A 23225-nucleotide genomic window follows, 5' to 3' on the forward strand; every position below is an offset into this window, starting at 1 on the left:
GTGTCCAGGATTCGAACGACAGCTTCCTGGGGAGATGCGAGCGGCAGCGCCCAGGAAGTGGTGCACGGGTTCGATCGGGGACCGGCGACCCGGGTCACTCGTGGTGGCTCCGTCGACGGTCTCTCAAGTCCCGGAAGAACTTCCTTACATCGCCGACCAGCAGGTCCGGCTGTTCCATGGCCGCGAAGTGCCCGCCGCGGTCGTACTGCGTCCATTGCACGATGTTGTTCGTCCGTTCCGCGATGTGCCGCAGCGGAATGAAGTTGTCCCGGGGGAAGTCGGCGAGCGCGGTCGGCGTCGTCGAGGGCTCAGGTGGTGTGCCCCGGTAGTCGGCATGCGCGCGCTCGTAGTAGATGCGGGCGGACGAGCCTGCTGTGCCGGTGAGCCAGTACAACATGACGTTGGTGAGCATCTGGTCGCGGTCGACGGCGTCTTCAGGGCGGTTGTCGGAGTCGGTCCACTCCTTGAACTTCTCCGCGATCCAGGCCAGTTGACCCACGGGTGAGTCGGTGAGGCTGTAGGCAAGGGTCTGCGGCCGGGTGGACTGGATGTCGGCGTAGCCCTGGCGGTCACTGCTCCATTCCCGCATGCGTTGCCAGGAGGCCAGCGTCCGCTCGCGCTCGGCGGGGCCCAGCGCGTCCAGGTCGTCCGCGCCGGGGTCCTGCGTCGCGGCTGAGTTCGGCAGCAGGTTCAGGTGTACGCCGATGACCTGGTCGGGCCGAATCCGGCCGAGCTCCCGGGAAATGGCTGCTCCCCAGTCACCGCCTTGTACCCCGTACCGTTCGTAGGCGAGGCGCTCCATCAGCTCGGCGAATGCGGCGGCGACCCGCTTGAACTCCCAGCCCCGTTCCCTGGTGGGCCCGGACAGCCCGAACCCGGGAATGTTCGGCAGCACCAGGTGGAACGCGTCGGCAGGGTCGCCGCCGTGGGCTCGCGGGTCGGTGAGAGGTCCGGCGACCTCGGCGAACTCGACGATCGAGCCCGGCCAGCCGTGCGTCATGACCAACGGGGTCGCATCAGGCTCCGGCGACCGGATGTGAGCGAAATGGATATTCGCCCCGTCGATCGTGGTGGTGAACTGCGGCCACTGGTTCAGCCGGGACTCCGCGGCACGCCAGTCGTACTCGTGCCGCCAGTACCTCACGAGTTCCTCGAGGTAGTCGCGTGGAATGCCGTATGCCCAGCCCACTCCGGGCAGTTCGTCCGGCCAGCGGGTGCGGTCGAGACGCTCGTGGAGATCGTCCAGCTCGTCTTGGTGGATGTCGATGCGGAACGGGTGGATGGTCTCGTCGGTCGACGTCGTCATGCCTGCACATGCTACGTACCGGCGCTCCGGAAGCGCGGACGTCGTCCGTGCCCACCGTGTCCCCGACAACGAATGCCGGACCGCCCGGCCGGCGTCTGCCTCGGGTGGGTCACAGTCTCCGGGCGACTTCCGCCGCGGTGTCGCAGACGGTGGGGGCGAAGGTGCGCAGTTGTTCCTCGGTGACCAGGAAGGTCAGTGAGGATACGGAGACCGCGGCTCTGGGATAGCCGTCCCGGTCCAGTACGGGGGCCGCGATCGAGCAGACCGATTCGTCGGCCTCCTCGTACTCGGACGCATATCCCTGCTCGCGTACGCGTGCCAGTTCGTCGTCCAGCCGTCCGCGGTCGGTGATGGTGTGGGTGGTGCGTTCGGGGAGGCCCGCGCGGTCCAGGAGGGCGGCCGCCTCCGCCGGGGGAAGGTAGGCGAGCAGCGCCTTTCCGGCGGCGCTGGCGTGCAGGGGTACGGGCATGCCGACGCCGGTGGCGATGCGGTACGCGTGGCCGGGCTCGACCTTGTGCGTATAGGTGGCGAACTCGCCGCCCAGGACGGCGAGATGGACTGCCTGCCCCAGGCGTTGCTGGAGTGCGCGCAGGGTCGATTCGATTCCGACGGTGTCGTCCGCGAGCACCTGGGCGGCCATGGATCGTAGTTGGGGCCCCACGCCGTAGCTGCCGCCGCCCTCCGGGACGACGTACCCCTCCTCGATCAGTGTGCCGAGCAGGCGGTGCGTGGTGGCCTTGGGGATACCGGACTCCTCGGCGATCTCGCTGAGTTTGCGCGCGGAGTCGAGCCGGGCCACGGCATGCAGAACCCGCAAGGTCTTCGCGGCAGAGTTCGCCGATTTCCCGTGATCCATTGACCCTCCGTGCATCAGCCAGCTAGATTCCAGTAATCCGTACAGCGGAATGATAGTCCACTGTACGGAACGCGGCGGTTTCTCGCTGCCGCGTGTCTGCCTCCCCACCCCCGCAAGGGAAAGGCGGCCATCCATGGCTGTACACCACTCCGCAATCCCTTCACAAGATCCGGATCCGTTCGACCTCGTGATCACCGGTGCCAATCGCCCGAACCCGGACACGGGCGAGCTCCAGCCGGTCGAACTCGCCGTCCGCGACGGCCGGATCGCCCACATCGGCGGGGCCGGGAGTCTGGCGGCGGCGCCGGCGGCGCAGCGGCACGATGCAGGCGGAGATCTGCTCGCCCCGGGCCTCGTCGACCTCCATGCCCACGTCTACCACGCCAGTACCGGGCTGGGACTCGAGGCCGACCGGGCGGGAGTCGAACAGGGCGTCACCACCCTCGTGGACGCGGGCAGCTGCGGCAGCGACCACTGGGACCACTTCGCCGGTCACGTCGTCGATGCCGCCAGGACCCGCGTGCTCAGCTGGCTGAACATCTCCCGGCACGGCCTCGTCAACGGTGTGCGTGAACTCGCCGGCGGTGCCGCTGACATCGATGTCGACGCCACCGCCGGACTGCTCCTGCGCCATCGCGACCGCATCCGCGGCCTCAAGGTCCGGATGAGCAGCTCCGTACTGGGCGACAGCGGCCTCCTGCCGCTGAAGGTGGCCAAGGAGACGGCCGCCCGCCTGCGGTCCGAGATCGGACACGTGCCCGTGATGGTGCATGTGGGCAACGCACCGCCCGCTTTGGGGGACGTGCTCGACCTTCTCGACGAGGGCGACGTGGTGACCCACGCGTTCCACGGGAAGACGGGTGGCCTGTTCGGCGGCGGCGCGCAGCCGCTGCCGCAGGCCCGCGCCGCGCTCGAACGGGGCGTTCGGCTGGACGTCGGCCACGGCAGCGCCAGCTTCTCGTTCCGGACGGCGGAACGGGCGCTCGACGCGGGGATCCGCCCGTACACCGCAGGCTCGGATCTGCATCTGCGCAACGTCGAAGGGCCGGTCCACTCGCTGGCCACGACGCTGAACAAACTGCTCGTGCTCGGGCTGCCCCTCCACGAGGTCCTCGACTGCGCGACCCGGCGGCCGGCAGAAGTGCTCGGCCTCGCGGGTGAGTTGGCGGACCTCGGGGTCGGTTCCTGCGCCGACGTCAGCCTGTTCCGCCTCGATGCGGAGGAAGCGGGACTGACCGACGCCGAGGGCGAGACCCGCACCGCGCGGCGCCGGCTGGTGCCTGTCGCCGTCGTGCGGGCAGGGCTGCTCACCCACCTCCACGACCACCGAAAGGCCGCTGCGTGACCGACCGATCCTTGTCTTCCCTGATCGACCTCCTCGCCGAGACGGTGGCACAGACCTCCCGACCGGTGTCCGACGACGACCGGGCAGAACTGCTCGTGCTGCTCACGCTCGTCGAGCAGCAGGCGGCCGACGAGACGCTGTCCCCGACCCAGGAGCGGCGGCTCGCCATCGCCGTCCACGCGCTGGCTTTCGTGCGCAGGATGCGGGACGGCGAGCGCCTCGACGACCTGGGCCCCGAAGTCTTCGCCGAAGTGCCCGAAGAACGACTGCGCGATGTGAGGCAGATGCTCGCCCTCTACTGCACGCCGCGTGCCCAGACCCCGAGCGAGACCGAAGTGCTCCTGTTCGCGCTGCACTTCGAGGCGGCCCGGCAGTCGACGTCCGCGCTCGACCTTCCCGCGTGACGCACCGCGCGTACCCCACCCCCGACAGACCCTGAAGGAGCACCAGCATGACTGTGAAGATCGTGATAGGTCACCGCCTCGGCAAGGGCGACAGCGTGGCCGAGGGCATCCGCAAGGCCGGCGCCGAGCCCGTCCTGATCCCCGGCCCCGGCGCCGACATGAAGGTCGGCGACATCATGGCTGCCGAGGGCGCCGCGCTCGGCATCTCGTTCTGCGGCAGCGGCGGCGCCGGAGCCGTCACGGCCAAGGCGAAGTACGGGCACGACATCGAGTTCGGCATGCGCTCGGTTCAGGCGGGCATCACCGCCGTCGAACAGGGCCGCACCGTGCTGGGGTTCGGCTTCATGGACACCGAGGAGCTCGGCCGGGCCATCGCCGGGGCGCTGCTGAAGAAGCTGGGTGAGCAGGCATGAGGGAGACGCTGCTCACGGTCCGTGTCACCGGCACCGGCCCGACCCGCGAGAGGGCCTTCGCCGCCGCGATGCAGCAGGTCCGGCAGGAGGTCGGCAAGCAGGTCGACGGCGTCTGCTACCGCGTCGAACCGCAGTCGCTGGAGGTGGCGTCCGCCACCGAGTACCGCTGGACGGAGCGCTTCCTGGGTCTGCTCTTCGCCCGTGCGCGCCGCCGCTTCGAGCTGAACCTGCTGGTCCGGGTGCGCGCCGGCCACCTCGACCTGGAGGGACTCGACTTCATCGTCCGCGAGGAGCGCCTCACGCCGCTCCAGCACGCGCTCCACATGAGGTGAACCGGCCATGAATCAGACACTCACCATTCTGCTGGAATCCATCGTCGTCGGCGGGCTGATCGGATTCGCCGCCTCGGCGGGCGTGGCCCGCATGTTCCACGCGCCGAAGGTCCAGGGCATGGGCGCCTTCCGTACGCTGGGAGAGCTCAACGCCTGCGAGAACGACCCGGTCGCCCACTTCTCCTTCGGCCTCGGCTTCTTCTTCAACGCCTGGGCCGGAGCCGTCGGCACAGGCGCCCTGAGCTCCGACGTCGACCACCGGATCGTGCCCCACTGGGCCGCGGCGCTGTCCATGGTCAAGAACCGCAACCTCACCGAGACACTGCACAACCCGCGGCGCATGGCGTTCGTCGGTACGGGTGTGGGCATCGTGCTCGTCTCGGCGCTCAACACGACTGCCGCGTCGATCCCCGACTCGCTCCAGCGCATCGCCGCCGACGTCCTTGGGCCCGCGTCCGAGTGGCTCATCAACCCTGTGATGCCGATCGTCTTCTGGATGGCGGCCGTCGACGCCGGCCGCCGGACCGGCGCGTGGGGCACCGTCCTCGGCGGTGTCGCGCACATCGTCATGGGGAACGCGGTGCCCGGCATCGTCCTCGGCATCGTCATCGGCAAGGCGTTGGACGACCTCGGCTGGACCCGCCTGACCCGCGTCCTCGCCGGCGCGGTCGCGGTCCTCTTCATCGCCAGCGCCTTCCTGCGAGGCGTCGACCTGGACATCCTGGAGCAGATGAAGGTCCACGCCCCGAACTGGTTGCATCAACTGCACGAAGCCACCGGCACCGAACCCACCGATTGAGGGGCACCTTCATGACGCACGCGACCGCCAGTGCCGCCTCGGCCGGTTCCGACGCCGGGGCGCCGACATCCTCGAAGGTGAACGTGCCGCAGGAGGGCAGCTTCTGGCTCTCCGAATGGGCCTTCCCGCTCTTCGTGGCGATGCTGGCCTCAGGCATCTTCACCGGAACACACCTCTACTACGTCTACCACACCGGTACGTTCAGCGACATCGCCGTCACCGCTCTGCTCAAGGCCGGTATGGAAAACGGGAGTTACGGCGCCGCTGCGGCCTTCGGCGCCGGATTCCTGTTCGCCCGGATCATCGAAGGACCGATGGTCGGCATCCTCGACATCGGGGGCTCCCTGCAGACCGGCGTGGGCATCGGCATCCCCGCGATGCTCCTGGCGGCCGGCATCACCGCGCCCCTGGAGAACTTCTGGCTGGCCCTGCCCACCGGAGCACTCTGCGGCGCGCTCATCGGCCTGCTGATCATCGCCATACGCCGGGCGACGTTGAACTCACCGGGCAACACGTCGACCTTCGGAGCCGACGTCATGATGGGCGCCGGCAACTCCGCGGGGCGCTACCTGGGACCGCTGGTCATCATCGCGGCTGCCACCGCCTCCCTCCCGGTCGGCATCGGCTCCACCATCGGCGCGCTCCTCTTCTACCTGTGGAAGAAGCCGCTGACCGGCGGAGCCATCCTCGGCGCGATGGTCTTCGGCGTCATCTTCCCCATCCCCGGCAGCTGAGAGACAGGAGAACGACCATGGCAGATTTCTACGACACCCTGGGCCTCACACCCGCCGTCAACGCCAACGGGAAGATGACCGCCCTGGGAGGCAGCAGGCTCTCCGAGGAGACCATCGAGACGATGGGCGCGGCGGCAAGGGCACATGTCGTCATGGACGACCTGATGGTCGCCGCCGGTCGTGAACTGGCCGCCGCCGCTGGTACCGAGGACGCGTGCCCGACAACCGGAGCGGCCTCCGGCGTCGCCATAGCCGTCGCCGCCCTCGTCGCCGGAACGGACGTCGCCCGCATCGAGGCGCTTCCGGACGCGGGGGATCGTCCCTGCGAAGTGATCCTCCCCAAGGGCCACGCCGTCCACTTCGGCGCGCCCCTCACCCAGATGATCGCGCTCGGCGGCGGCCGCGCAGTCGAGGCCGGGTCGGCCAACAAGGTCCGCGCGGCCCACCTCGAAGGTGCGATCACCGACCGCACCGTCGCCCTGATGTACGTACAGTCGCACCATGCCGTACAGAAGGGCATGGTCTCGCTGGCGGAGACGGTGGCCGTCGGACGTGAGCACGGCATTCCGGTCATCGTCGACGCGGCGGCCGAGGAAGACCTGCGGCGATGGCCCGACACCGGCGCCGACCTGGTCGTCTACAGCGGAGGCAAGGCCATCGGCGGCCCCGCCTCCGGCTTCATCTGCGGTTCGTCGGAGCTCATCGCCGCATGCCGAGCCCAGTACGCGGGGATCGGCCGGCCGATGAAGGTCGGCAAGGAGACCGTCGCCGGCCTGGTGCAGGCGGTACGCACGTACGGAAGGGCGGCCACCACCTCCGAAGGGGAACGGCAGCGCACCCGAATGCACGCTCTCGCCGCGCGGCTCGGCGCCCTGCCCGGGATCGAAGCGCGCGTGGTGCAGGACGAGGCGGGCCGGCAGATCTTCCGCACGGAACTCACCGTCCACCCGGAGGCCGCCGGGCGTGACGCCGTGTCACTGGCGGCCGAACTCGTCGCGGGAACCCCCGGCATCCACCTCCGCGACCACCACGCATCCTCGGGGCGACTGGCCGTCGATCCGCGTCCCCTGTCCGACGCCGAGGAAGAGATCCTGGTCCGCCGCCTGACCGAGCTGCTCCCCGCCCGGGACTGATCGGGCGCCACCGCACGGCGCACTGAAGCTCCCCGTCCGGCAACGCCGCGAGACGGGGCCGCACATCCGCACGGGCCGGCCCCTCGCCCCCACAAAACTCCGTAAGGAAGGTATCGCTGTGCCCGTCGTCGAACGACGCCTCGTGGTCACGGAAGAGTCCGGGCTCCACGCCCGGCCCGCCGCCGCATTCGTCCAAGCCGCCACCCGCACCGACGCCCAGGTGACGGTCGCCCGCGCCGACGCGGGCCCCGAGGCCAGGCCCGTCAATGCCCGCAGCGTGCTCTCCCTGCTCGCCCTCAGCGTCCGATGCGGCGAGGAGATCGTGCTGCGCGCGGACGGCGTCGACGAGGAAACGGCCCGACAGGCCGTCGACGCCCTTGCCGCCATCGCCGCGCCCGCCTGACCGCACGACCGCTCACGAACGGAAGACCCCCATGCCCCTCACCCCCGCCGTACAGGACGTCATCGACCGACTCGCCGCCGCCCGCGCCGTGCCGACCGTACGGGCCGCCGACGCCGACAGCGCCCACGCCCTTGCCGACCAGCTCGTCGCGGCCGGCATCACCGCTTTCGAATTCACCGCGACCACGCCGGGTTGGGAGGGGCTGGTGGAGCACTGGACGGGCAGCAGGCCCGACGTACTGGTCGGGCTCGGCACGGTCACCTCGGCCGAGATCGCCGAAACCGGCCTGGCCTCCGGTGCCCGTTTCCTCGTCAGCCCCTTCCAGGTGCCGGAAGTACGACCGGTCGCCGACGACGCGGACCGGCTCTTCGTCGAGGGCGGCCACAGCCCCACCGAGATCAGGGCCGCCGCACTCCGAGGCGTCGCCAAGCTCTACCCCGCGCATGTGGGCGGCATCCCGTACCTGAAGTCCCTGCTGTCCGTGCTCCCGGGGGCGCGCATCATGGCGACGGGCGGCGTCGGTGTCGAACAGGCGGGGGAGTGGCTGGCGGCCGGTGCCTTCTCGGTGAGCATCGGGAGCGACCTCACCGCTCACGGGAATGTGCGCGAGGCGGTGGAGCGGCTGCAGCAGCAGCTGTAGCGACGTGGGTGAGGGCCGCCCCACCTCGACTGCCGCGCGTCCGCGCCCCGGCCCGCCGAGCGGAGTGGCCGGGTCGGGAGCAGAGCATCGGGCGGTCACACCACCACGGGGCACGGCCGGGACGCGGTCAGGAATCCGGCGCGGGGGCGGAACCTCCGCACCATCGGGGACGGTTACATGGAGACAACACTGCAGGGCGTCGGTGTCAGCCACGGATGGGCGATCGGCGAAGTGCGGCACATGGGCGCGGCGGACCTGGAGCCGCCTGCCGAGCAGGTTCCGGCCGAGGAGGTGGAGCGTGAGCAGGGTCGCGCCCGTCGAGCGGCCGAGGCGGTCGCGGCAGACCTCGTCGCCCGTGGCAACCAGGCCGACGGCGAGGCGCAGGCGGTCCTCGAAGCGCAGGCCATGATGGCACAGGACCCCGAGCTCATGGCGGACGCCGAGCGGCGCATCGCGGCCGGCAGCTCGGCGGAGCGAGGGATCCACGACGCCTTCGCGGCGTACCGCGCGCTGCTCGCTCATGCGGGCGAGTACCTGGCGGGACGGGTTGCGGACCTCGACGACGTCCGCAACCGGATCGTGGCCCGCCTGATGGACGTGCCGATGCCCGGCGTGCCGGACAGCGACTCGGCGTACATCCTTGTCGCGCGCGACCTGGCCCCGGCGGACACCGCACTGCTCGACCCGACACTCGTGCTCGGTTTCGTCACCCAGGAGGGCAGTCCCACCAGCCACAGCGCGATCCTTGCGCGGGCACTGGGCATACCGGCGGTGGTCGCACTGCCCGGCGTGGCCGAGCTGGCCGAGGGAACCGTCGTCGCGGTCGACGGCCGCACCGGTGAGGTCTTCGTCGAGCCCAGCGCCGAGGCGCGGGCCGAGATGGAGAGTGCCGCCGCGCAGCACAAGGCCGCGCTCGCCGTCTCGACCGGACGCGGCACCACGTCGGACGGACACAGGGTGCCGCTCCTGGCGAACATCGGCGGACCGGGTGACGTAGCGGCCGCACTGGAGGCGGGCGCGGAGGGCATCGGGCTGTTCCGTACGGAGTTCCTCTTCCTGGACGACAGCAAGCAGGCGCCGTCCGAGGAGAAGCAGGTCGAGGCCTATCGTGCGGTGCTGGAAGCCTTTACCGGGAGCCGAGTCGTGGTACGGGTGCTGGACGCGGGCGCCGACAAGCCTCTCGACTTCCTGACGCCGGCCGACGAACCCAACCCCGCGCTCGGTGTGCGAGGTCTGCGGAGTCTGCTGGACCACCCCGACGTACTGCGGACCCAGCTCACCGCGCTCTCCAGGGCGGCCGAGGGCCTTCCGGTGTCCCTGGAGGTCATGGCGCCGATGGTCGCCGACCGCGCCGACGCGAAGGCGTTCGCCGACTCCTGCCGCGAGGCGGGGCTTCAGGCGAAGTGCGGTGCGATGGTGGAGATTCCCTCCGCCGCGCTCCGGGCGCGTTCGGTGCTCCAGGAGGTGGAGTTCCTGTCGCTGGGTACCAACGACCTGGCACAGTACGCCTTCGCGGCTGACCGGCAGGTCGGTGCCGTCTCCCGGCTGCAGGATCCGTGGCAGCCCGCGCTGCTGGATCTCGTGGCGCTGGCGGCGGACGCAGCGCAGGCAGCGAGCAAGAGCTGCGGCGTGTGCGGTGAAGCGGCCTCCGATCCGCTGCTGGCCTGTGTGCTGACGGGCCTGGGTGTCACCTCACTTTCGATGGGCGCCGCGTCCATCCCGTACGTGCGGGCGACGCTGGCGAAATACACACTCGCGCAGTGCCGACGCGCGGCGTCCGCCGCCCGCTCGACGGACTCGGCCGACGAGGCGCGGCGTATGGCGCAGACGGTGCTCTTCGATTGATGGTTCGTCAGATGTCCGTGTGACCCGGACGTCGCCCCGCACGCCCTGACGGCTGCGGCCGATGAGGCGGGGGCCGACCCGAACTGGATGCACCGTGCCTGTGAGCCGAGTCGGCGCCGGCGTGCCGCGCGATCTTGTCGAGGGCGCCGCCGACGCGCCCAGTTCCACTGCACCGGTCCTGCGTCGGGCGCTGCCCGGGAGCTGCCCGGGAGCACGTGGGAGAGGCTGCTGCGAGCTTCGGCCGACCGAGCGTCGAGGCCGGCCGCTCCGCCCGACACACATGAAAGCTCTGCCGTCCCGATTCGGAGTGGCCCAGCATGCGTTCCGGGCTTCCGTTCACCGCGAGGGGTGAACATGTCTCTCCACTTGGGGTGCGGAATCCCGAACACCGGCGCGGGCTGCTCCGGGGCAGCACACTGGCACCGCAACCGCACGTCGCGTCGAAGGAGATGTCGCAGTGACCGAATCGACCACCGCTCCCGACCTGCGGACGGGCCGCTGCCAGTGCGGTGACATCGCGTACGAGGTGACAGGCGTTCCGGACGATCCGCACCTGTGTTCCTGTGAGCACTGCACCCTGCTGTCCGGCTCACCGGCGATGTCGTGGGCCGGGTTCCGCCGGGAGACGCTGATCTGGACCGGCCGCTGCGGGGAGCCGACGTGGTACGCGACCTGGCCGACCCTGAGCCGAGGCTTCTGCCCGCGCTGCGGCACCCACCTCGTCTCGGTGGCGGACGGCTCGGACATGGTCATGGTGACGACATTCAGCCTCACCGAGCAGATCGACGGCCTGGAGCCCGTGGGGCACAGCTTCCGTCAGCGTGCCGTGCCGTGGATGAGGGTCGACCTCGCTCCCGACCCGCTCCACTTGTAGCAGCACCAGGTCAGGGGATGGCGTGGAGCATCGCAGGGCGACCCATGACCGCACACCTGCCGACGGGACGCCACGGCGTCAGTACCGTTTCACGCTGCCCGGCGTCGGCCGCAGGGGCACTGACGTCGTGTTGGGCGTCGGGCGCCTCGTTCCAGCGGTGGATGCCGGGTGGAACCTCAAGACGACCGGGTTGACGCCGTGTCGCTGTAGGACACCGTCGTGCCTCCCACGAACGGCAGCAGCCGGTCGGCCTCTTGTTCCAGGGCCTCGCGATCGGTTGCGCAGAGCGGCCGGAACGGGGTGAGCCGCAGCGTCCCGGCGCCGAGGGACCACGTTCCCTGCACCCGGCCGTCCACCAGGAAGGTGGGCCGTACCTGCGCCTGGCCGGGCATCACGCGCTTGCGGTCCTCGTCGCTGATGACGCGGGTCCGGTCGGCGTGACCGAGCAGGGCGTTGTCGAATGCGGGCAGCAGCCGTACGGGGGCGGGGGTCTCGGGGTCGGGCAGCTCCGCGTCGGCCGGATCGATCAGTTCCCTGCCATCGGGGCCGCAGTAGCGGCGCAGTTCGGCGTGCATGTCCGCGACGACCTCGCCCAGGCGGGTCAGGCCGCACCAGGCCTGGACGTCCTTCACCCCGGCCGGGCCGAAGGCCGCCAGATAACGGCGGATCAGCTCCTTTGCCGAATCCTTGACGCCGGCCGCCGCCCCTGCGGTAACCATCGGCTTTCCCAGCCACGCCTCGGCGGGCGTGACGGAGACCGCCGACCGGTTTCCCCAGGAGCCCCAGGCACCGGTGGCAGCGCCGTGGACGAGAGGAGTGCGCAGTTCGACCTCCCCGGCCAGGATCCGACCGTCGCGTCCCGGGTGGCGTTCGGCCAGTCTCCGGGCCAGCTCCTTGCGGGACAGCGTCCCGCCCCCGAGCAGGTCGAGTCCCTCGGCCACCAAGGACTTGGCGTCCAGCCCTGTGCTGTTCCGGGTGAAGTGGGGGGAACCGGCGGTGCGGTCGAGCGCGGGCTGCAGCAGCGGCCGCAGCCGACGGAAGTCGTCGGCTGCAGCGAGGTGCTGGGTGCTGCGGAGCAGGCCGGAGCGGACCACCTGCCGGTCCTCCAGCAGTGCGGTGAGCTCGGATTGTGTGAAGCAGTGAATCCTGCTCCACAGCCCGACGTAGGGCCAGTTGGGCTCCTGTGCCTGCAGTGCGACCAGCCGTCCGATCACCTCCACAGGCGTGCGATCGGTGCGCGCCAGGAGGAACTGTCGGTCCAGCAGTGCCCGGTTCAGGGCCCGGAGGGAGAGGGTGTTCACGACAGCCGCACCGAGACATTGCCCCGGTGGGAACCCTGAAGCAGCGAGAGGAAGGCCCGCGGCACGTCCTCGATCCCGCCCTCCACGACCGTCTGCGGGTAGATGAAGCGGCCCTCGCCCAGCCACGTGCTGAAGTGCTTACTCCAGGCCGCGATCTGATCGGGTGTGTGGTAGCAGGAGAACGGCAGCAGCTCGATGCCGTTTGCCTCGGCAGCCGCGCGGTCGGGCTTCGGGAAGCGCTCGGCCGCGTCACCGAGCTGGCTCGACAGGGAGCCGCACAGGGCGAAGCGCGCCCCAGGCAGGGCCGCCTGCAGCGCGGCGTCGTACTGCTCGCCGCCCACGACGTCGAAGAACACCGAGATGCCCTCGGGTGCGAGCGCCCCCAGCCGGTCGGCCGCGGAGCCGTCGTGGTAGTCGAACGCGGCGTCGTAGCCGAGTTCGTCGACGAGGTATTCGACCTTCTCCGGGCTTCCGGCACTGCCGATCACCCGCGCCGCACCGAGACACCTGGCGATCTGCCCCGCCAGCGAGCCGACCCCGCCCGCCGCACCGGAGACGAACACCACATCGCCCTCGCCGACGGCCGCCACATCCGCCATCCCGTAGTAGGCGGTCGGCCCCTGGCCGAGGTGGTACCCGGGGTCGGCGAAGAGCTCGCGGTCGAGCTTGACGTACCCCGCGGCCGGACCGGCCGAGTACTCGCTCCAACCGGCCATCGACTGGACCAGGTCCCCGACCACGAGCTCGGGGCTGTCGGACCGGACCACCGTGCCGATGGCGGCCACTCCTACCCGCCGGCCCGGCTGCCAGGCCGGCACCGGGAGGGTGCAGTCGGCCCGCATCAGCTCCAGGTACGTCGCGGCGAGCCCCACCTGGTCGGTCCGTACCAGTACCTCGCCGTCCACCTCGGTCTCGGCGACGGCGAAGTGGTCGAGCGTCGGTACGCCGGTGATCTGCGCGGCCAGTCGGATCTCACGGGTGATCATTTTTTTCGTCCTCACATCGGTCCGGTACGGCCTTCGAGATCGACCCTAAGGAGGCTTCCGGACACTTACTGGCCGGAACTCGGGGCAGTATTCCGGCATGGCGAACACCAGCTCACGGACCCTCAAACTGCTCTCCCTGCTGCAGACCCACCGGCACTGGCCCGGCCTGGAACTGGCCGACCGGCTCGGAGTCTCCGAGCGGACCCTGCGCCGCGACGTCGACCGGCTGCGCGAGCTCGGCTACCCGGTCAGCGGCGCCCGGGGGACGGACGGCGGCTACCAGCTTGCGCCCGGCGCTGTCCTGCCCCCGCTGCTGCTGGACGACGAGGAGGCGGTGGCGCTCGCGGTGGGCATCGGCGACGCGGCGCAGAGCGGGATCGCGGGGTTGGAGGATGCCTCCCTGCGCGCACTGACCAAGGTGGTGCGGGTCCTGCCGCCCCGGCTCAGGGCCAGGGTGGATGCCCTGCGCGCGATGACCGTCTCCGCTGCCGCGTCCGGGCCGGTCGTCGCAGCGAGGGTGCTCACCGCAGTCGCCCAGGCATGCCGTGACGAGGAGCGGCTGCGGTTCGGCTACGCATCCAGGGGTCACGCACCCACCGAGCGCGAGGTCGAACCACACCGTGTCGTCGCCCTCGGCGGGCGCTGGTACCTGGTCGCCTACGACCTGGACCGCCACGACTGGCGCAGTTTCCGCCTCGACCGGCTGACCGGGCCGACGGCGACCGGAGCCCGTTTCCGGCCCCGCCTGCTCCCGGCCGAGGACGCCGTGGCATTCGTCCAGGCGGCGAGCGGGGCCCCGGCTCCGTACACGGTCGAGGTCCTCGTCCACGCGCCATCCGCACGGGTGCGGCAGGTGGTCGGCCGGTGGGGCACGATCGAGCCGCTCGACCAGGACAGCTGCCGGCTCACCATGACCTCGGCCTCCCTCGACTGGCCGACCCAGGCACTGGGCAACGTGGGCGTCGAGTTCGAGGTCCTGGGGCCGCCGGAGTTCGCCGCGCATGTCCAGGAGTGGGGGGCCCGTTTCCTCCGGGCCACCCGCGCACCCGAGTGACCTTCCTCGCCGTAGCACCGCGACGGTGGCGCAGCGTTCGAAGCAGCGGGTGAAGCGTGGCAAAGGCGCTCTGCGAGCGGCACCGGCACGGACCTCCCCTGTGATCACAGAGCGTCACAACGTCCTGATCGCCATGACCCGTGGCTGCCAACGCTCCGTGCCTGGTCGGTTGGATCAGTTTGATTTTCCAACTCATGGAGTTAGAGTGAGTTTGATTTTGCAACTCACCGGTAACCGTGCCGGGCGGTCCGCCCGGCGCACCGGCGGTCAGGAGGCCCGCACCATGCGTGACGCAGTCATCGTCGAAGCCGTACGCACGCCGATAGGGAAGGGCAAGCCGAACGGCGCGCTTGCGCACGTCCACCCCGTGGAGCTCCTCGCTCACACCCTGCGCACCCTCGTCGAGCGCTCCGGAATCGATCCCGCCCTCATCGACGACGTCATCGGCGGGACCGTCGACCAGGTCGGCGAGCAGGCCATGAACACCACCCGTTACGCCGTGCTGTCGGCGGGCTTCCCCGAGACGGTCCCGGCGACCACGGTGGACCGTCAGTGCGGCTCCTCCCAGCAGGCGGTGCACTTCGCCGCGCAGGGGGTCATCTCGGGCGCGTACGACCTGGTCGTCGCCTGTGGTGTCGAGTCGATGAGCCGGGTGCCGATGTGGTCGAACGTGCCCGACGGTAAGGACCCCTTCGGCCCCGGAGTTGCCGAGCGCTACCCCGAAGGCCTCGTCCCGCAGGGCATCAGCGCCGAACTCATCGCCGCCAAGTGGTCCATCACGCGCGAGCGGATGGACGCCTTCGCCGTCTCCTCGCACCACAAGGCGGCCGCCGCCTGGGACGCCGGACTGTTCGACGCCGAGACCGCGCCCCTGGAGGGCGTCACCCGCGACGAGTGCGTACGGCCCGGCAGCACCCCGGAGATCCTGGCCGGCCTCAAGCCTGCCTACTACGAGCCCGGCTTCGGCGAACGCTTCCCGCAGATCGAGTGGAACGTCACCGCGGGCAACGCCAGCCCCATCAACGACGGTGCCTCGGCCGTTCTGATCACCTCCAGCGAGACCGCGGCCCGCCTCGGCCTGCGCCCCCTCGCCCGCCTGCACAGCTTCGCCGTCACCGGCTCCGACCCGCTGCTGATGCTCAGTGGCGTCATCCCGGCGACCGAGAAGGTGCTGCGCAGGGCGAACCTGCGGCTCGACGACATCGACCTGTTCGAGGTCAACGAGGCCTTCTCCAGCGTGGTCCTGGCCTGGCAGCAGGAGACCGGCGCCGACCTGGCCAAGGTCAACGTGCACGGTGGCGCGATCGCCATCGGCCACCCCCTCGGCGCGAGCGGCACCCGCCTGACGACCACCCTGGTCCACGCGATGCGCGAGCGCGGCGCCCGCTACGCCCTCCAGACGATGTGTGAGGCAGGCGGACTCGCCAACGCGATGGTGGTGGAGGCGGTCTGACGGGTCGTCCGGGTGCGGGCTGCCCGCCCGGTGGGCCGATGAGGTGCCTGTCCAGCGGATCGGCGGGTGCCTGTGGCGGATGGCGGAGGTGCGCGTGCGGCGGTCTCATGCGGTGGGGCGTCCACCGGATGACGGCAGGCGCGCGTCGGGTGGATCGGAGGTCACCGGGGCATGGAGAACCTCCTGCACCACGTCCGTGACCCCGCTGTCATCCCTCCCCTTCACCTGATCGACCCGGACAGATCGCGATCACGCACTGCCCTGTCCGCACTCCCATCGCTCTGCGGCCCCGGGCGGGCCGGTGGCGACAAGGGCTGGGCGGTCCCCGCAGTTCGTCCGGGACGGTCCAGCCCCACCCGACGCTCCCCATACGTTTCTCAAGGACCAACCACCATGCAGGGCACGGTCCTACTGTTCGGACTGGTAGCGCCGCTCGAGTTCGGTGTGTTCGCCAAGACCGATCAGCGCGGTGAACTCATCGAACTGGATCCGGTTCTCGAGTGCGCCTCGCGTGTCGCCTGCCGTCGCAAGCACCTCGAGGTAGTCCCGCATTCCCTGGGCGGCCGCGAATGCCGTCCCCACCGGGAAAATTGCGAGGGCGTATCCCATGTCCTGGAGGACACCGACACCCGGAGTCGGCGTCCGGCCGCCTTCGACCTGGTTGCTGAGAAGGGGGACGATGCCGCGGAACGTCTCGCAGATCCGCCGCATCTCCTCCTCGCTCTCGGGGGATTCGATGAACAACATGTCGGCGCCGGCCTCGTGGTAGGCGGCACCTCGGTCGATCGCCTCGTCGAGCCCGTGTGTCGTCCGCGCGTCGGTGCGGGCGATGATGACGAAGTCGGGGTCCTGCCGCGCGTCGACCGCTGCTTTGATCTTCTGGACCATCTCGTGGACGGGGACGACCTCGCGTCCGAGCATGTGCCCGCAGCGCTTCGGGAAGGTCTGGTCCTCGATGTGCATGGCCGCGGCGCCGGCCCGTTCGTAGGCGATGACCGCGCGGCGGACGTTGAGCGGGTTGCCGAAGCCGGTATCGGCGTCGGCGATCAGTGGCAGGTCCACCACATCGGCGATGGCCGTGACTCGTTCCACCATCTGTGTGTGCGACAGATAGCCCACGTCGGGCTGCCCCAGGATGCTGGCAGCCGTCTCGAATCCGCTGAGGTAGACCGCCTGGAAGCCGAGTTGCTTCACCAGCCGGGCACCGGTTCCGTCGTAGGCTCCCGGAGCCACCAGGATGTTCGGGTCGTTGAGCAGTTGCCGCAGGCGGGTCGTGTGTCTGGGCATGGCCGTCCTCCTGCGCCGAAGGGGAGTGGGTGCCGACCGCGGTCGCCGCGGCCCCGGCACCGTATGCGCCCGCATATCGCTCGTGCCCCTCGGTATGACCACGGACGTCCGGCTGCCGGCGGCACGCTGTCCGCCGGTGCTCCGGACCATAGGATCCGCCAGCACCGGCCTTATTTCGGATGATAGGGCAAAAATATGGTGAAAGTGACCTAATAAATGTGGCCGTCATCCGCCGGTCCGGCGCGCTCACCCATTTCCCACGACCTGGACCACCCGGGCCTCGCGCGGGTGAGCGGTCATGCCCAGGATCCGGTTCCGGCGGGTGGCATGCGCGAAGCCACACGCGATCGGTCCGGGCTGCAGCGGCAGGCCCGATATTCGCCGGAGCGTGCCCGGTCGGTGCCATCGTTCTCCCGGAGCGGGGGATCTAGGGCCTGGTGGTCCGAAAGCAGGAGGGGGCACCGTGCCGGGGAGGCAGGCGGGATCGGCGCGAGCAACGCCACGCCGAGACCCTGGACGTCCCCGGGCCTCCATCCTTCGGTTGTGGGACCGCCGAAGAGCGCACGGCTCAACTGTCGTGTGGCGTGCGGTCGCTCGCTCCTCGGTGCGGGCACGCGAGGCTTCGCCCAGGCGAAGCCGTCCGCACCGACCCTGGTCTCGTACCCCTACGGCCAGGTGGCGTACACCGCGCCCGCAATTGCTCCGGTCGTCGTTTCCGCCCCCGAGGCATCTCGTTGAGCTGCAGGAAGGTTCTTACGATCAAGGAGATCAGCCAGTGCGAGGAAGCCTTGTCGCCGCCGGTGTCGTTGTCATTGGCGGCGCTCTTCTGACAGCAGCCGCAGGCCCGGTCGGTGCCGCGGATGGTCAAGCAGTGTCCGCCGCCCCGACCGGAACGGTTTCCACAGACGGAACCGTCACCGTCTTCGGCACCTATCGCTGTTCGCCGTTGTCGGGTGCCGGACCGGTCTTCGTGTCTTCCTCGGTGCGGGTCGGCGAAGTGCGGCACGGCATCGGCGGCACGGCGGCAACGTGCGACGGCGTCGAACACACATGGGTGAACCAGGACAAGCTCGTGCTCGGAGCCCCGGTGGCACCGGGGCCGGCCGAGGTGGAAACGACCCTTGTGCACCTGGACACGGGAAGCGGCCTGCCCATGCCAAGCATCATCGCGACCAACCGGCACGAGATCGAGTTGCGCCCCGCGAAGGGCTGACGGGCCCGGCCGATCGAGCGCTACCGGAAATGGGACCGCGGGAGGAAGCGCAGATCGCGGCCGGCACAGAGGTCGAGGCGCCGCCCGCGCCCCGACATCGGGTGAACCGGGGTGGCCCGGCCGGAGCCGTGGCGGGCGGGCTGCTTCACACTGGGTGCCTTCCCAGCGAGTGCTCCTTCGCCGTTGGCGCAGCCGGCCGTTCCGCCGCGTCGTGCCCGGCTCGCTCGTCGAGCCGTGACCGGAGGGGATGCGTCATCGTGGTGCCGGCGGCCGCCGCGGCCTGACCCGGACCCGTACCGCGTGCACGGTCTCTGTCCGGCCGGGACGAAGCCGCTGCCGTTGGTTGCAACGGCCGGGGCATCGCGGCATCGACCGGCCGGCGTGATCGTCGTCTGCTGCACCCAGGTTGAACAGGACGGCAAGGCTGAGAATCAGGGAGCGGGTGGCGGCGCGGCCTTCGACAGGGATCAGGTCGCCGGGAGGCTGTACGGCTCCGCCGACCCTTCAGGGCAGGAGCAGCAGCGGCGAGCCGGAGCAGGCGCCGTCGTGGCGCTCCTTCGTCCGAGCGCTGGGCCGCTACGAGACGTAGGAATCCCCCGAACGGCAACGTAAGCATGCTCGGTGACAACTTTGTGTGATCGACCGAGGTCACCGTCGGATCCCTTCGGGGTCACCTTCGACGCGTGTCGGAGAGCGTCTGCCGCGTCCGACCGAGGGATAGGGTGAGGGCTCTCCACGAGCGCCTCGGAGGTGCCTGCCCGGTGTCCGACAGCTTTGTTCACCTGCACAATCACACCGAATACTCGATGCTCGATGGCGCCCAACGGCTTGGGCCGATGTTCGCCGAGGTCGCGCGTCAGGAGATGCCGGCGATCGCGATGAGTGATCACGGCAACATGTTCGGAGCCTACGAGTTCCAGCAGGTGGCCAAGAAGCATGACGGCGTGAAGCCGATCATCGGAATCGAGGCGTACGTCGCGCCGTCCTCGCGGCGCAACCGCAAGCAGGAGTTCTGGGGGCCCGGCGGTGTCCGGGCCATGTCGGACGACGGCGAGGGCTCCAAGGACGTTTCCGGCGGTGGCCGCTTCACCCACATGACGATGTGGGCACAGAACGTCCAGGGCCTGCGGAACCTGTTCTACATGTCGACCGAGGCGTCCTACACAGGGCAGTTCCCGGCGGGCAAGCCGCGTATGGACATGGAGCTGATCTCTGAGCATGCAGAGGGGATCATTGCGACGACCGGTTGTCCCTCGGGGGCGATCCAGACGCGGCTGCGGCTGAACCAGTACGACGAGGCTCGGCAGGTCGCCGGCGCGTATCAGGACATCTTCGGGAAGGAGAACTACTTCCTGGAGTTGATGGACCACGGCCTGGACCTGGAGCGCAACGTCCGAGGCGACCTGCTGCGCCTGGCCGAGGATCTCGGTATCCCGCTGTTGGCGACGAACGACGCGCACTACGTGCTGGAAGAGCACGCGGATGCGCACGACAACCTGCTGTGTATCGGGGTGGGCAAGAACAAGGACGACCCGAACCGGTTCAGGTTCAACGGCAGCGGCTACTACCTCAAGACCGCCGCAGAGATGCGGGAACTGTTCTCCGAGCTGCCCGAGGCCTGCGACAACACGCTGCTGATCGCGGAACGTGTCGAGTCCTACGAAGAAGTCTTCGCGCCCGAGGACGAGATGCCGCAGTTCCCGGACGTCCCCGAGGGGGAGACCCAGGAATCGTGGCTGCGCAAGGACGTTCTCAAAGGCCTGGAGATGCGCTACGGCTCTCCGATTCCCGATGAGGTCATGGAGCGGTTCGAGACCGAGATGACGGTCATCGGCCCCATGGGCTTCTCCTCCTACTTCCTCGTCGTCGCCGACATCGTCCAGCATGCCCGTGACAACAACATCCCCGTCGGGCCGGGCCGTGGATCGGCAACCGGTTCGATCGTCGCCTACGCGACCCGCATCACCGAGCTGTGCCCCCTGGAGCACGGTCTGCTCTTCGAGCGGTTCCTCAACCCTGAGCGCATCAACCCCCCGGATGTCGACCTCGACTTCGACGACCGCCAGCGTGACGCGATGGTGCGTTACGTCGTCGACAAGTACGGCACCGAGTACACGGCCATGGTGAACACCTTCGGCAAGCTCAAGGCGAAGAACGCGATCAAGGACACCTCACGGCTGATGGGCTACCCCTTCAGCCACGGTGAGCGGATCACCAAGGCGCTTCCGCCGGACGTGATGGGCAAGAGCATCCCCATTTCGGGGATCTTCGACTCGTCTCACCCCCGCCACGGAGAAGCCGGTGAGATCAGGGCTCTGTACGAGAACGAGCTGGACGTCAAGAAGGTCGTCGACGGCGCCATGGGCGTCGAGGGCCTGATCCGCGGCACCGGTGTGCATGCGGCCGCGGTCATTCTCTCCAAGACGAAGCTCACCGACCGTATCCCGCTCCATATGCGCGCCAAGGACGGCGTCAAGATCACCGGATTCGACTACCCCAGTTGCGAGGACATGGGGCTGGTCAAGATGGACTTCCTGGGGCTGCGGAACCTGGGTGTGATCGACCACGCCATCCAGAACATCCGCGAGAACCGCGGCGTCGACCTGACCACCGACACCGTCCCCATGGGAGGCGCCCAGGGCATCCCGCTGGATGACAAGAAGACCTTCGAGCTCCTCGCCCGTGGCGACACCTTCGGTGTCTTCCAGCTCGATGGCGGCGGTATGCGCACCCTGCTGAAGCTGATGGAGCCTTCCCGCTTCGAAGACATCGCAGCCGCCCTGGCCCTGTACCGTCCGGGCCCCATGGCGGCCAACGCGCACACCAACTACGCCCACCGCAAGACCGGCCGCCAGGAGATCCAACCGATCCACCCCGAACTCAAGGACGCCCTGGAGGGCATCCTCGGCAACACGTTCCATCTGCTCATCTACCAGGAGCAGATCATGGCCATCGCCCGGGAACTGGCCGGTTACACCCTGGGCGGCGCAGACCTCCTGCGCCGAGCGATGGGCAAGAAGAAGCCCGAAGTGCTGGCTGCCGAGTGGGACAAGTTCCATGCAGGCATGCAGGGCAACGGCTACTCCGAGGAGTCCATCAAGGCCCTGTGGGACGTCATGTTGCCCTTCTCCGGGTACGCGTTCAACAAGTCCCACACCGCCGGCTATGGGCTGGTCTCCTACTGGACCGCCTACCTCAAGGCCAACTATCCGGCCGAGTACATGGCAGCCCTGCTCACCTCCGTGGGTGATGACAAGGACAAGGCCGGGATCTACCTCGCGGACGCACGTAAGCTCGGTGTGCAGGTGCTGCAGCCGGACATCAACGAGTCGGTGGCGAACTTCACAGCCGTCGGCGACGACGTCCGCTTCGGGCTCCGGTCCGTCCGCAACGTCGGCGAGAACGTCATCGAGTCGCTGGTGGCCTCGCGCAAGTCGAAGGGGAAGTTCACCTCCTTCGCAGACTTCCTCGACAAGGCTGACCTGCCCGCCCTGAACAAGCGGGCTGTCGAGTCGCTGATCAAGGCCGGGTCGTTCGACTCCTTGAGCCACACCCGCAAGGGACTGTCCGCCGTCCACGAGGACGCCATCGACTCTGTCATCCCGGTGAAGAAGGCAGCCGCCTATGGTCAGGACGATCTCTTCGCCGACCTCGGCGCCGACAGCGCCGGCCCCGACAGCGGCTTCGGTCTGGACTTCCCGATCGGGGAAGACGAATGGCCCCGCAAGCAACTGCTCTCCACCGAACGGGAGATGCTCGGCCTGTACGTCTCCGCGCACCCGCTGGACGGCACGGAACACATCCTCTCCCGCAACCGCGACACCACCATCAGCGAACTCCTCGGTTCAGGACGCACCGAGGGAGTCGTGCGTCTGTCCGGTCTGATCTCCAACGTCGACCGACGGGTGACCAAGCAGGGCAACGCCTGGGCGATCATCAACCTTGCCGACCGTGACGGCGAGATGGAGGTCCTCTTCTTCCCCGCCGTGTACAACCTGGTCCAGCACGCCCTGATCCCGGACAGCGTCGTCTCGGTCGAAGGACGCCTCAACGACCGGGACGGGGCCGTCAGCATCTTCGGGCAGGAGATCCAGGTCCTGGACGTGTCGTCGGCCGAACACGGCGGCCGGCCGCCGGTGCAGCTCTCCTTCCTCGCCCACAGGATGAACGAGCCCACCGTCCAGGAACTCAAGCGGATCCTGGCGGCGCACAAGGGAGAGAGCCCTGTCCGGCTTCAGGTGCGTACACCGGTGAAGACGGTGGTGTACGAGCTGGGCTTCGAGGTGGACCCCACGTCGGTGGCCTCTGACATCAAGGGAACCTTCGGTACCGACGCATGGCTGGGTGTCGCGTGAGTAGCGAGCAAGCCTCGCTTCTGGTCCAGGTCGACGGAGTGCCTGACTGCGCGCGCTGCAGCAGGCCAGGACTGATGCTCGCCTCGTTTCCCCATTCCTGGAAGAACCAACGAAACCAGGATGTGGAAGGCATGCGCGCCTCTCTGCTGTGCTCGAGCTGTGACGCCATGGATCCTGCCGCCGCAGATCTGCTCGCGCTGTTCGCTGTCGACGACATGGTGACGCAGGGAAATCTCTCGTCCTTTGCCGACCTGGCCGGTGACTGGGGCGAGGTACAGAGGCAGCGGAAGCCGGCTGGCCAGGCCCTTGCATACGAAGAAGACAGCTGGCGCCGAGGCGAACTGTAGCGAAGCGCAGCATCATCTCTGAGGTCCCGCAGACTGCCGGGGAGGATGCTGCGACTGGGCAGGTCACCCCTGCGCCGCCGGGGCCCCAGCCGAACAGAGGGACGCTGCGCTCGCTCATGTCCCTGACCGCCAGGTATCCGGCGGC

General features: G+C 69.3%; 22 protein-coding genes. 17 read left to right on the forward strand and 5 right to left on the reverse strand.

Annotated features, from left to right (window positions below; translation table 11 throughout):
- Window positions 1-94: 94 nt before the first annotated feature.
- Both OG963_RS40970 and OG963_RS40975 read right to left on the reverse strand, forming a co-directional pair.
- Window positions 95-1306, reverse strand: coding sequence for an epoxide hydrolase family protein (locus OG963_RS40970; protein ID WP_371800073.1), 1212 nt, complete (start codon window positions 1304-1306; stop codon window positions 95-97).
- A gap of 109 nt (window positions 1307-1415) precedes the next feature.
- Window positions 1416-2162: an IclR family transcriptional regulator gene (locus tag OG963_RS40975; RefSeq protein ID WP_319740316.1), complete on the reverse strand. Its 747-nt coding sequence runs from the start codon at window positions 2160-2162 to the stop codon at window positions 1416-1418.
- Window positions 2163-2295: 133 nt separating this feature from the next.
- On the opposite strand from OG963_RS40975, the gene OG963_RS40980 reads away from it, so the two are divergent.
- From OG963_RS40980 to OG963_RS41030, 11 genes are all read left to right on the forward strand, one after another.
- Window positions 2296-3507 (forward strand): amidohydrolase/deacetylase family metallohydrolase, encoded by a 1212-nt coding sequence (locus tag OG963_RS40980; RefSeq protein WP_371800074.1) that lies wholly within the window; start codon window positions 2296-2298, stop codon window positions 3505-3507.
- Window positions 3504-3911 carry a hypothetical protein gene (locus OG963_RS40985; protein WP_319740318.1) on the forward strand — a complete coding sequence of 136 codons (408 nt, stop codon included), beginning with the start codon at window positions 3504-3506 and terminating at the stop codon, window positions 3909-3911. The genes OG963_RS40980 and OG963_RS40985 overlap by 4 nt, the downstream gene beginning before the upstream one ends.
- A 47-nt stretch (window positions 3912-3958) precedes the next feature.
- The gene (locus OG963_RS40990; protein WP_319740319.1) at window positions 3959-4324 is read left to right on the forward strand and encodes an SFCGS family glycine-rich protein; all 366 of its coding nucleotides are present in this window, start codon (window positions 3959-3961) and stop codon (window positions 4322-4324) included.
- On the forward strand, window positions 4321-4656 hold the full coding sequence (locus OG963_RS40995) for a DUF4312 family protein (RefSeq protein WP_319740320.1): 336 nt from the start codon (window positions 4321-4323) through the stop codon (window positions 4654-4656). The genes OG963_RS40990 and OG963_RS40995 overlap by 4 nt, the downstream gene beginning before the upstream one ends.
- A gap of 7 nt (window positions 4657-4663) precedes the next feature.
- Window positions 4664-5455 carry a DUF4311 domain-containing protein gene (locus OG963_RS41000; protein WP_319740321.1) on the forward strand — a complete coding sequence of 264 codons (792 nt, stop codon included), beginning with the start codon at window positions 4664-4666 and terminating at the stop codon, window positions 5453-5455.
- An 11-nt stretch (window positions 5456-5466) separates the two neighbouring features.
- Window positions 5467-6189 (forward strand): DUF4310 family protein, encoded by a 723-nt coding sequence (locus tag OG963_RS41005; protein ID WP_078879168.1) that lies wholly within the window; start codon window positions 5467-5469, stop codon window positions 6187-6189.
- 17 nt (window positions 6190-6206) lie between these two features.
- Window positions 6207-7322: a DgaE family pyridoxal phosphate-dependent ammonia lyase gene (locus tag OG963_RS41010; protein ID WP_319740322.1), complete on the forward strand. Its 1116-nt coding sequence runs from the start codon at window positions 6207-6209 to the stop codon at window positions 7320-7322.
- A 118-nt stretch (window positions 7323-7440) separates the two neighbouring features.
- A complete protein-coding gene (locus OG963_RS41015) occupies window positions 7441-7725 on the forward strand; it encodes an HPr family phosphocarrier protein (RefSeq protein WP_030931699.1) in 285 nt (94 codons plus the stop codon).
- Window positions 7726-7756: 31 nt separating this feature from the next.
- Complete coding sequence (locus tag OG963_RS41020; protein ID WP_319740323.1) at window positions 7757-8365, forward strand: bifunctional 4-hydroxy-2-oxoglutarate aldolase/2-dehydro-3-deoxy-phosphogluconate aldolase; 609 nt, start codon at window positions 7757-7759, stop codon at window positions 8363-8365.
- Between the two features lie 177 nt (window positions 8366-8542).
- Entirely contained in the window at window positions 8543-10210 is a 1668-nt protein-coding gene (ptsP, locus tag OG963_RS41025) for a phosphoenolpyruvate--protein phosphotransferase (protein WP_362273849.1), read from the forward strand.
- Window positions 10211-10667: 457 nt separating this feature from the next.
- Complete coding sequence (locus tag OG963_RS41030; protein ID WP_319740325.1) at window positions 10668-11084, forward strand: GFA family protein; 417 nt, start codon at window positions 10668-10670, stop codon at window positions 11082-11084.
- Window positions 11085-11260: 176 nt separating this feature from the next.
- Here OG963_RS41030 and OG963_RS41035 read toward each other — a convergent pair whose 3' ends face one another.
- Both OG963_RS41035 and OG963_RS41040 read right to left on the reverse strand, forming a co-directional pair.
- Window positions 11261-12385: a winged helix DNA-binding domain-containing protein gene (locus OG963_RS41035; RefSeq protein WP_371800075.1), complete on the reverse strand. Its 1125-nt coding sequence runs from the start codon at window positions 12383-12385 to the stop codon at window positions 11261-11263.
- Window positions 12382-13371, reverse strand: coding sequence for a zinc-binding dehydrogenase (locus OG963_RS41040; RefSeq protein WP_371800076.1), 990 nt, complete (start codon window positions 13369-13371; stop codon window positions 12382-12384). Before OG963_RS41040 ends, OG963_RS41035 begins: the two co-directional genes overlap by 4 nt.
- Before the next feature lie 97 nt (window positions 13372-13468).
- Between OG963_RS41040 and OG963_RS41045 the strand changes: the two genes are divergently transcribed.
- Window positions 13469-14425 (forward strand): YafY family protein, encoded by a 957-nt coding sequence (locus OG963_RS41045; RefSeq protein WP_319740328.1) that lies wholly within the window; start codon window positions 13469-13471, stop codon window positions 14423-14425.
- 283 nt (window positions 14426-14708) lie between these two features.
- The gene (locus OG963_RS41050) at window positions 14709-15878 is read left to right on the forward strand and encodes a thiolase family protein (RefSeq protein WP_319740329.1); all 1170 of its coding nucleotides are present in this window, start codon (window positions 14709-14711) and stop codon (window positions 15876-15878) included.
- A gap of 408 nt (window positions 15879-16286) precedes the next feature.
- On the opposite strand, the gene OG963_RS41055 is transcribed toward OG963_RS41050, so the two are convergent.
- The gene (locus OG963_RS41055) at window positions 16287-17165 is read right to left on the reverse strand and encodes an isocitrate lyase/PEP mutase family protein (RefSeq protein WP_319740330.1); all 879 of its coding nucleotides are present in this window, start codon (window positions 17163-17165) and stop codon (window positions 16287-16289) included.
- A 543-nt stretch (window positions 17166-17708) separates the two neighbouring features.
- Here OG963_RS41055 and OG963_RS41060 point away from each other — a divergent pair.
- From OG963_RS41060 to OG963_RS41075, 4 genes are all read left to right on the forward strand, one after another.
- Entirely contained in the window at window positions 17709-17903 is a 195-nt protein-coding gene (locus OG963_RS41060) for a hypothetical protein (RefSeq protein ID WP_319740331.1), read from the forward strand.
- 133 nt (window positions 17904-18036) lie between these two features.
- Window positions 18037-18378 carry a DUF6299 family protein gene (locus OG963_RS41065; RefSeq protein WP_319740332.1) on the forward strand — a complete coding sequence of 114 codons (342 nt, stop codon included), beginning with the start codon at window positions 18037-18039 and terminating at the stop codon, window positions 18376-18378.
- 761 nt (window positions 18379-19139) lie between these two features.
- The gene (dnaE, locus tag OG963_RS41070; RefSeq protein WP_319740333.1) at window positions 19140-22733 is read left to right on the forward strand and encodes a DNA polymerase III subunit alpha; all 3594 of its coding nucleotides are present in this window, start codon (window positions 19140-19142) and stop codon (window positions 22731-22733) included.
- Entirely contained in the window at window positions 22715-23080 is a 366-nt protein-coding gene (locus OG963_RS41075) for a DUF6300 family protein (protein ID WP_371800077.1), read from the forward strand. Before dnaE ends, OG963_RS41075 begins: the two co-directional genes overlap by 19 nt.
- The last annotated feature ends 145 nt before the right edge of the window (window positions 23081-23225 follow it).

The organism is Streptomyces sp. NBC_01707, from assembly GCF_041438805.1.
Taxonomy (GTDB): Bacteria; Actinomycetota; Actinomycetes; order Streptomycetales; family Streptomycetaceae; genus Streptomyces.

Bases quoted from the DNA above. Each gene is read 5' to 3' on its own strand.
- OG963_RS40970 (WP_371800073.1), bottom strand. From the start codon at position 1,306: ATGACGACGTCGACCGACGAGACCATCCACCCGTTCCGCATCGACATC.
- OG963_RS40975 (WP_319740316.1), bottom strand. From the start codon at position 2,162: ATGGATCACGGGAAATCGGCGAACTCTGCCGCGAAGACCTTGCGGGTT.
- OG963_RS40980 (WP_371800074.1), top strand. From the start codon at position 2,296: ATGGCTGTACACCACTCCGCAATCCCTTCACAAGATCCGGATCCGTTC.
- OG963_RS40990 (WP_319740319.1), top strand. From the start codon at position 3,959: ATGACTGTGAAGATCGTGATAGGTCACCGCCTCGGCAAGGGCGACAGC.
- OG963_RS40995 (WP_319740320.1), top strand. From the start codon at position 4,321: ATGAGGGAGACGCTGCTCACGGTCCGTGTCACCGGCACCGGCCCGACC.
- OG963_RS41000 (WP_319740321.1), top strand. From the start codon at position 4,664: ATGAATCAGACACTCACCATTCTGCTGGAATCCATCGTCGTCGGCGGG.
- OG963_RS41005 (WP_078879168.1), top strand. From the start codon at position 5,467: ATGACGCACGCGACCGCCAGTGCCGCCTCGGCCGGTTCCGACGCCGGG.
- OG963_RS41010 (WP_319740322.1), top strand. From the start codon at position 6,207: ATGGCAGATTTCTACGACACCCTGGGCCTCACACCCGCCGTCAACGCC.
- OG963_RS41020 (WP_319740323.1), top strand. From the start codon at position 7,757: ATGCCCCTCACCCCCGCCGTACAGGACGTCATCGACCGACTCGCCGCC.
- ptsP (WP_362273849.1), top strand. From the start codon at position 8,543: ATGGAGACAACACTGCAGGGCGTCGGTGTCAGCCACGGATGGGCGATC.
- OG963_RS41040 (WP_371800076.1), bottom strand. From the start codon at position 13,371: ATGATCACCCGTGAGATCCGACTGGCCGCGCAGATCACCGGCGTACCG.
- OG963_RS41045 (WP_319740328.1), top strand. From the start codon at position 13,469: ATGGCGAACACCAGCTCACGGACCCTCAAACTGCTCTCCCTGCTGCAG.
- OG963_RS41050 (WP_319740329.1), top strand. From the start codon at position 14,709: ATGCGTGACGCAGTCATCGTCGAAGCCGTACGCACGCCGATAGGGAAG.
- OG963_RS41055 (WP_319740330.1), bottom strand. From the start codon at position 17,165: ATGCCCAGACACACGACCCGCCTGCGGCAACTGCTCAACGACCCGAAC.
- OG963_RS41075 (WP_371800077.1), top strand. From the start codon at position 22,715: ATGGCTGGGTGTCGCGTGAGTAGCGAGCAAGCCTCGCTTCTGGTCCAG.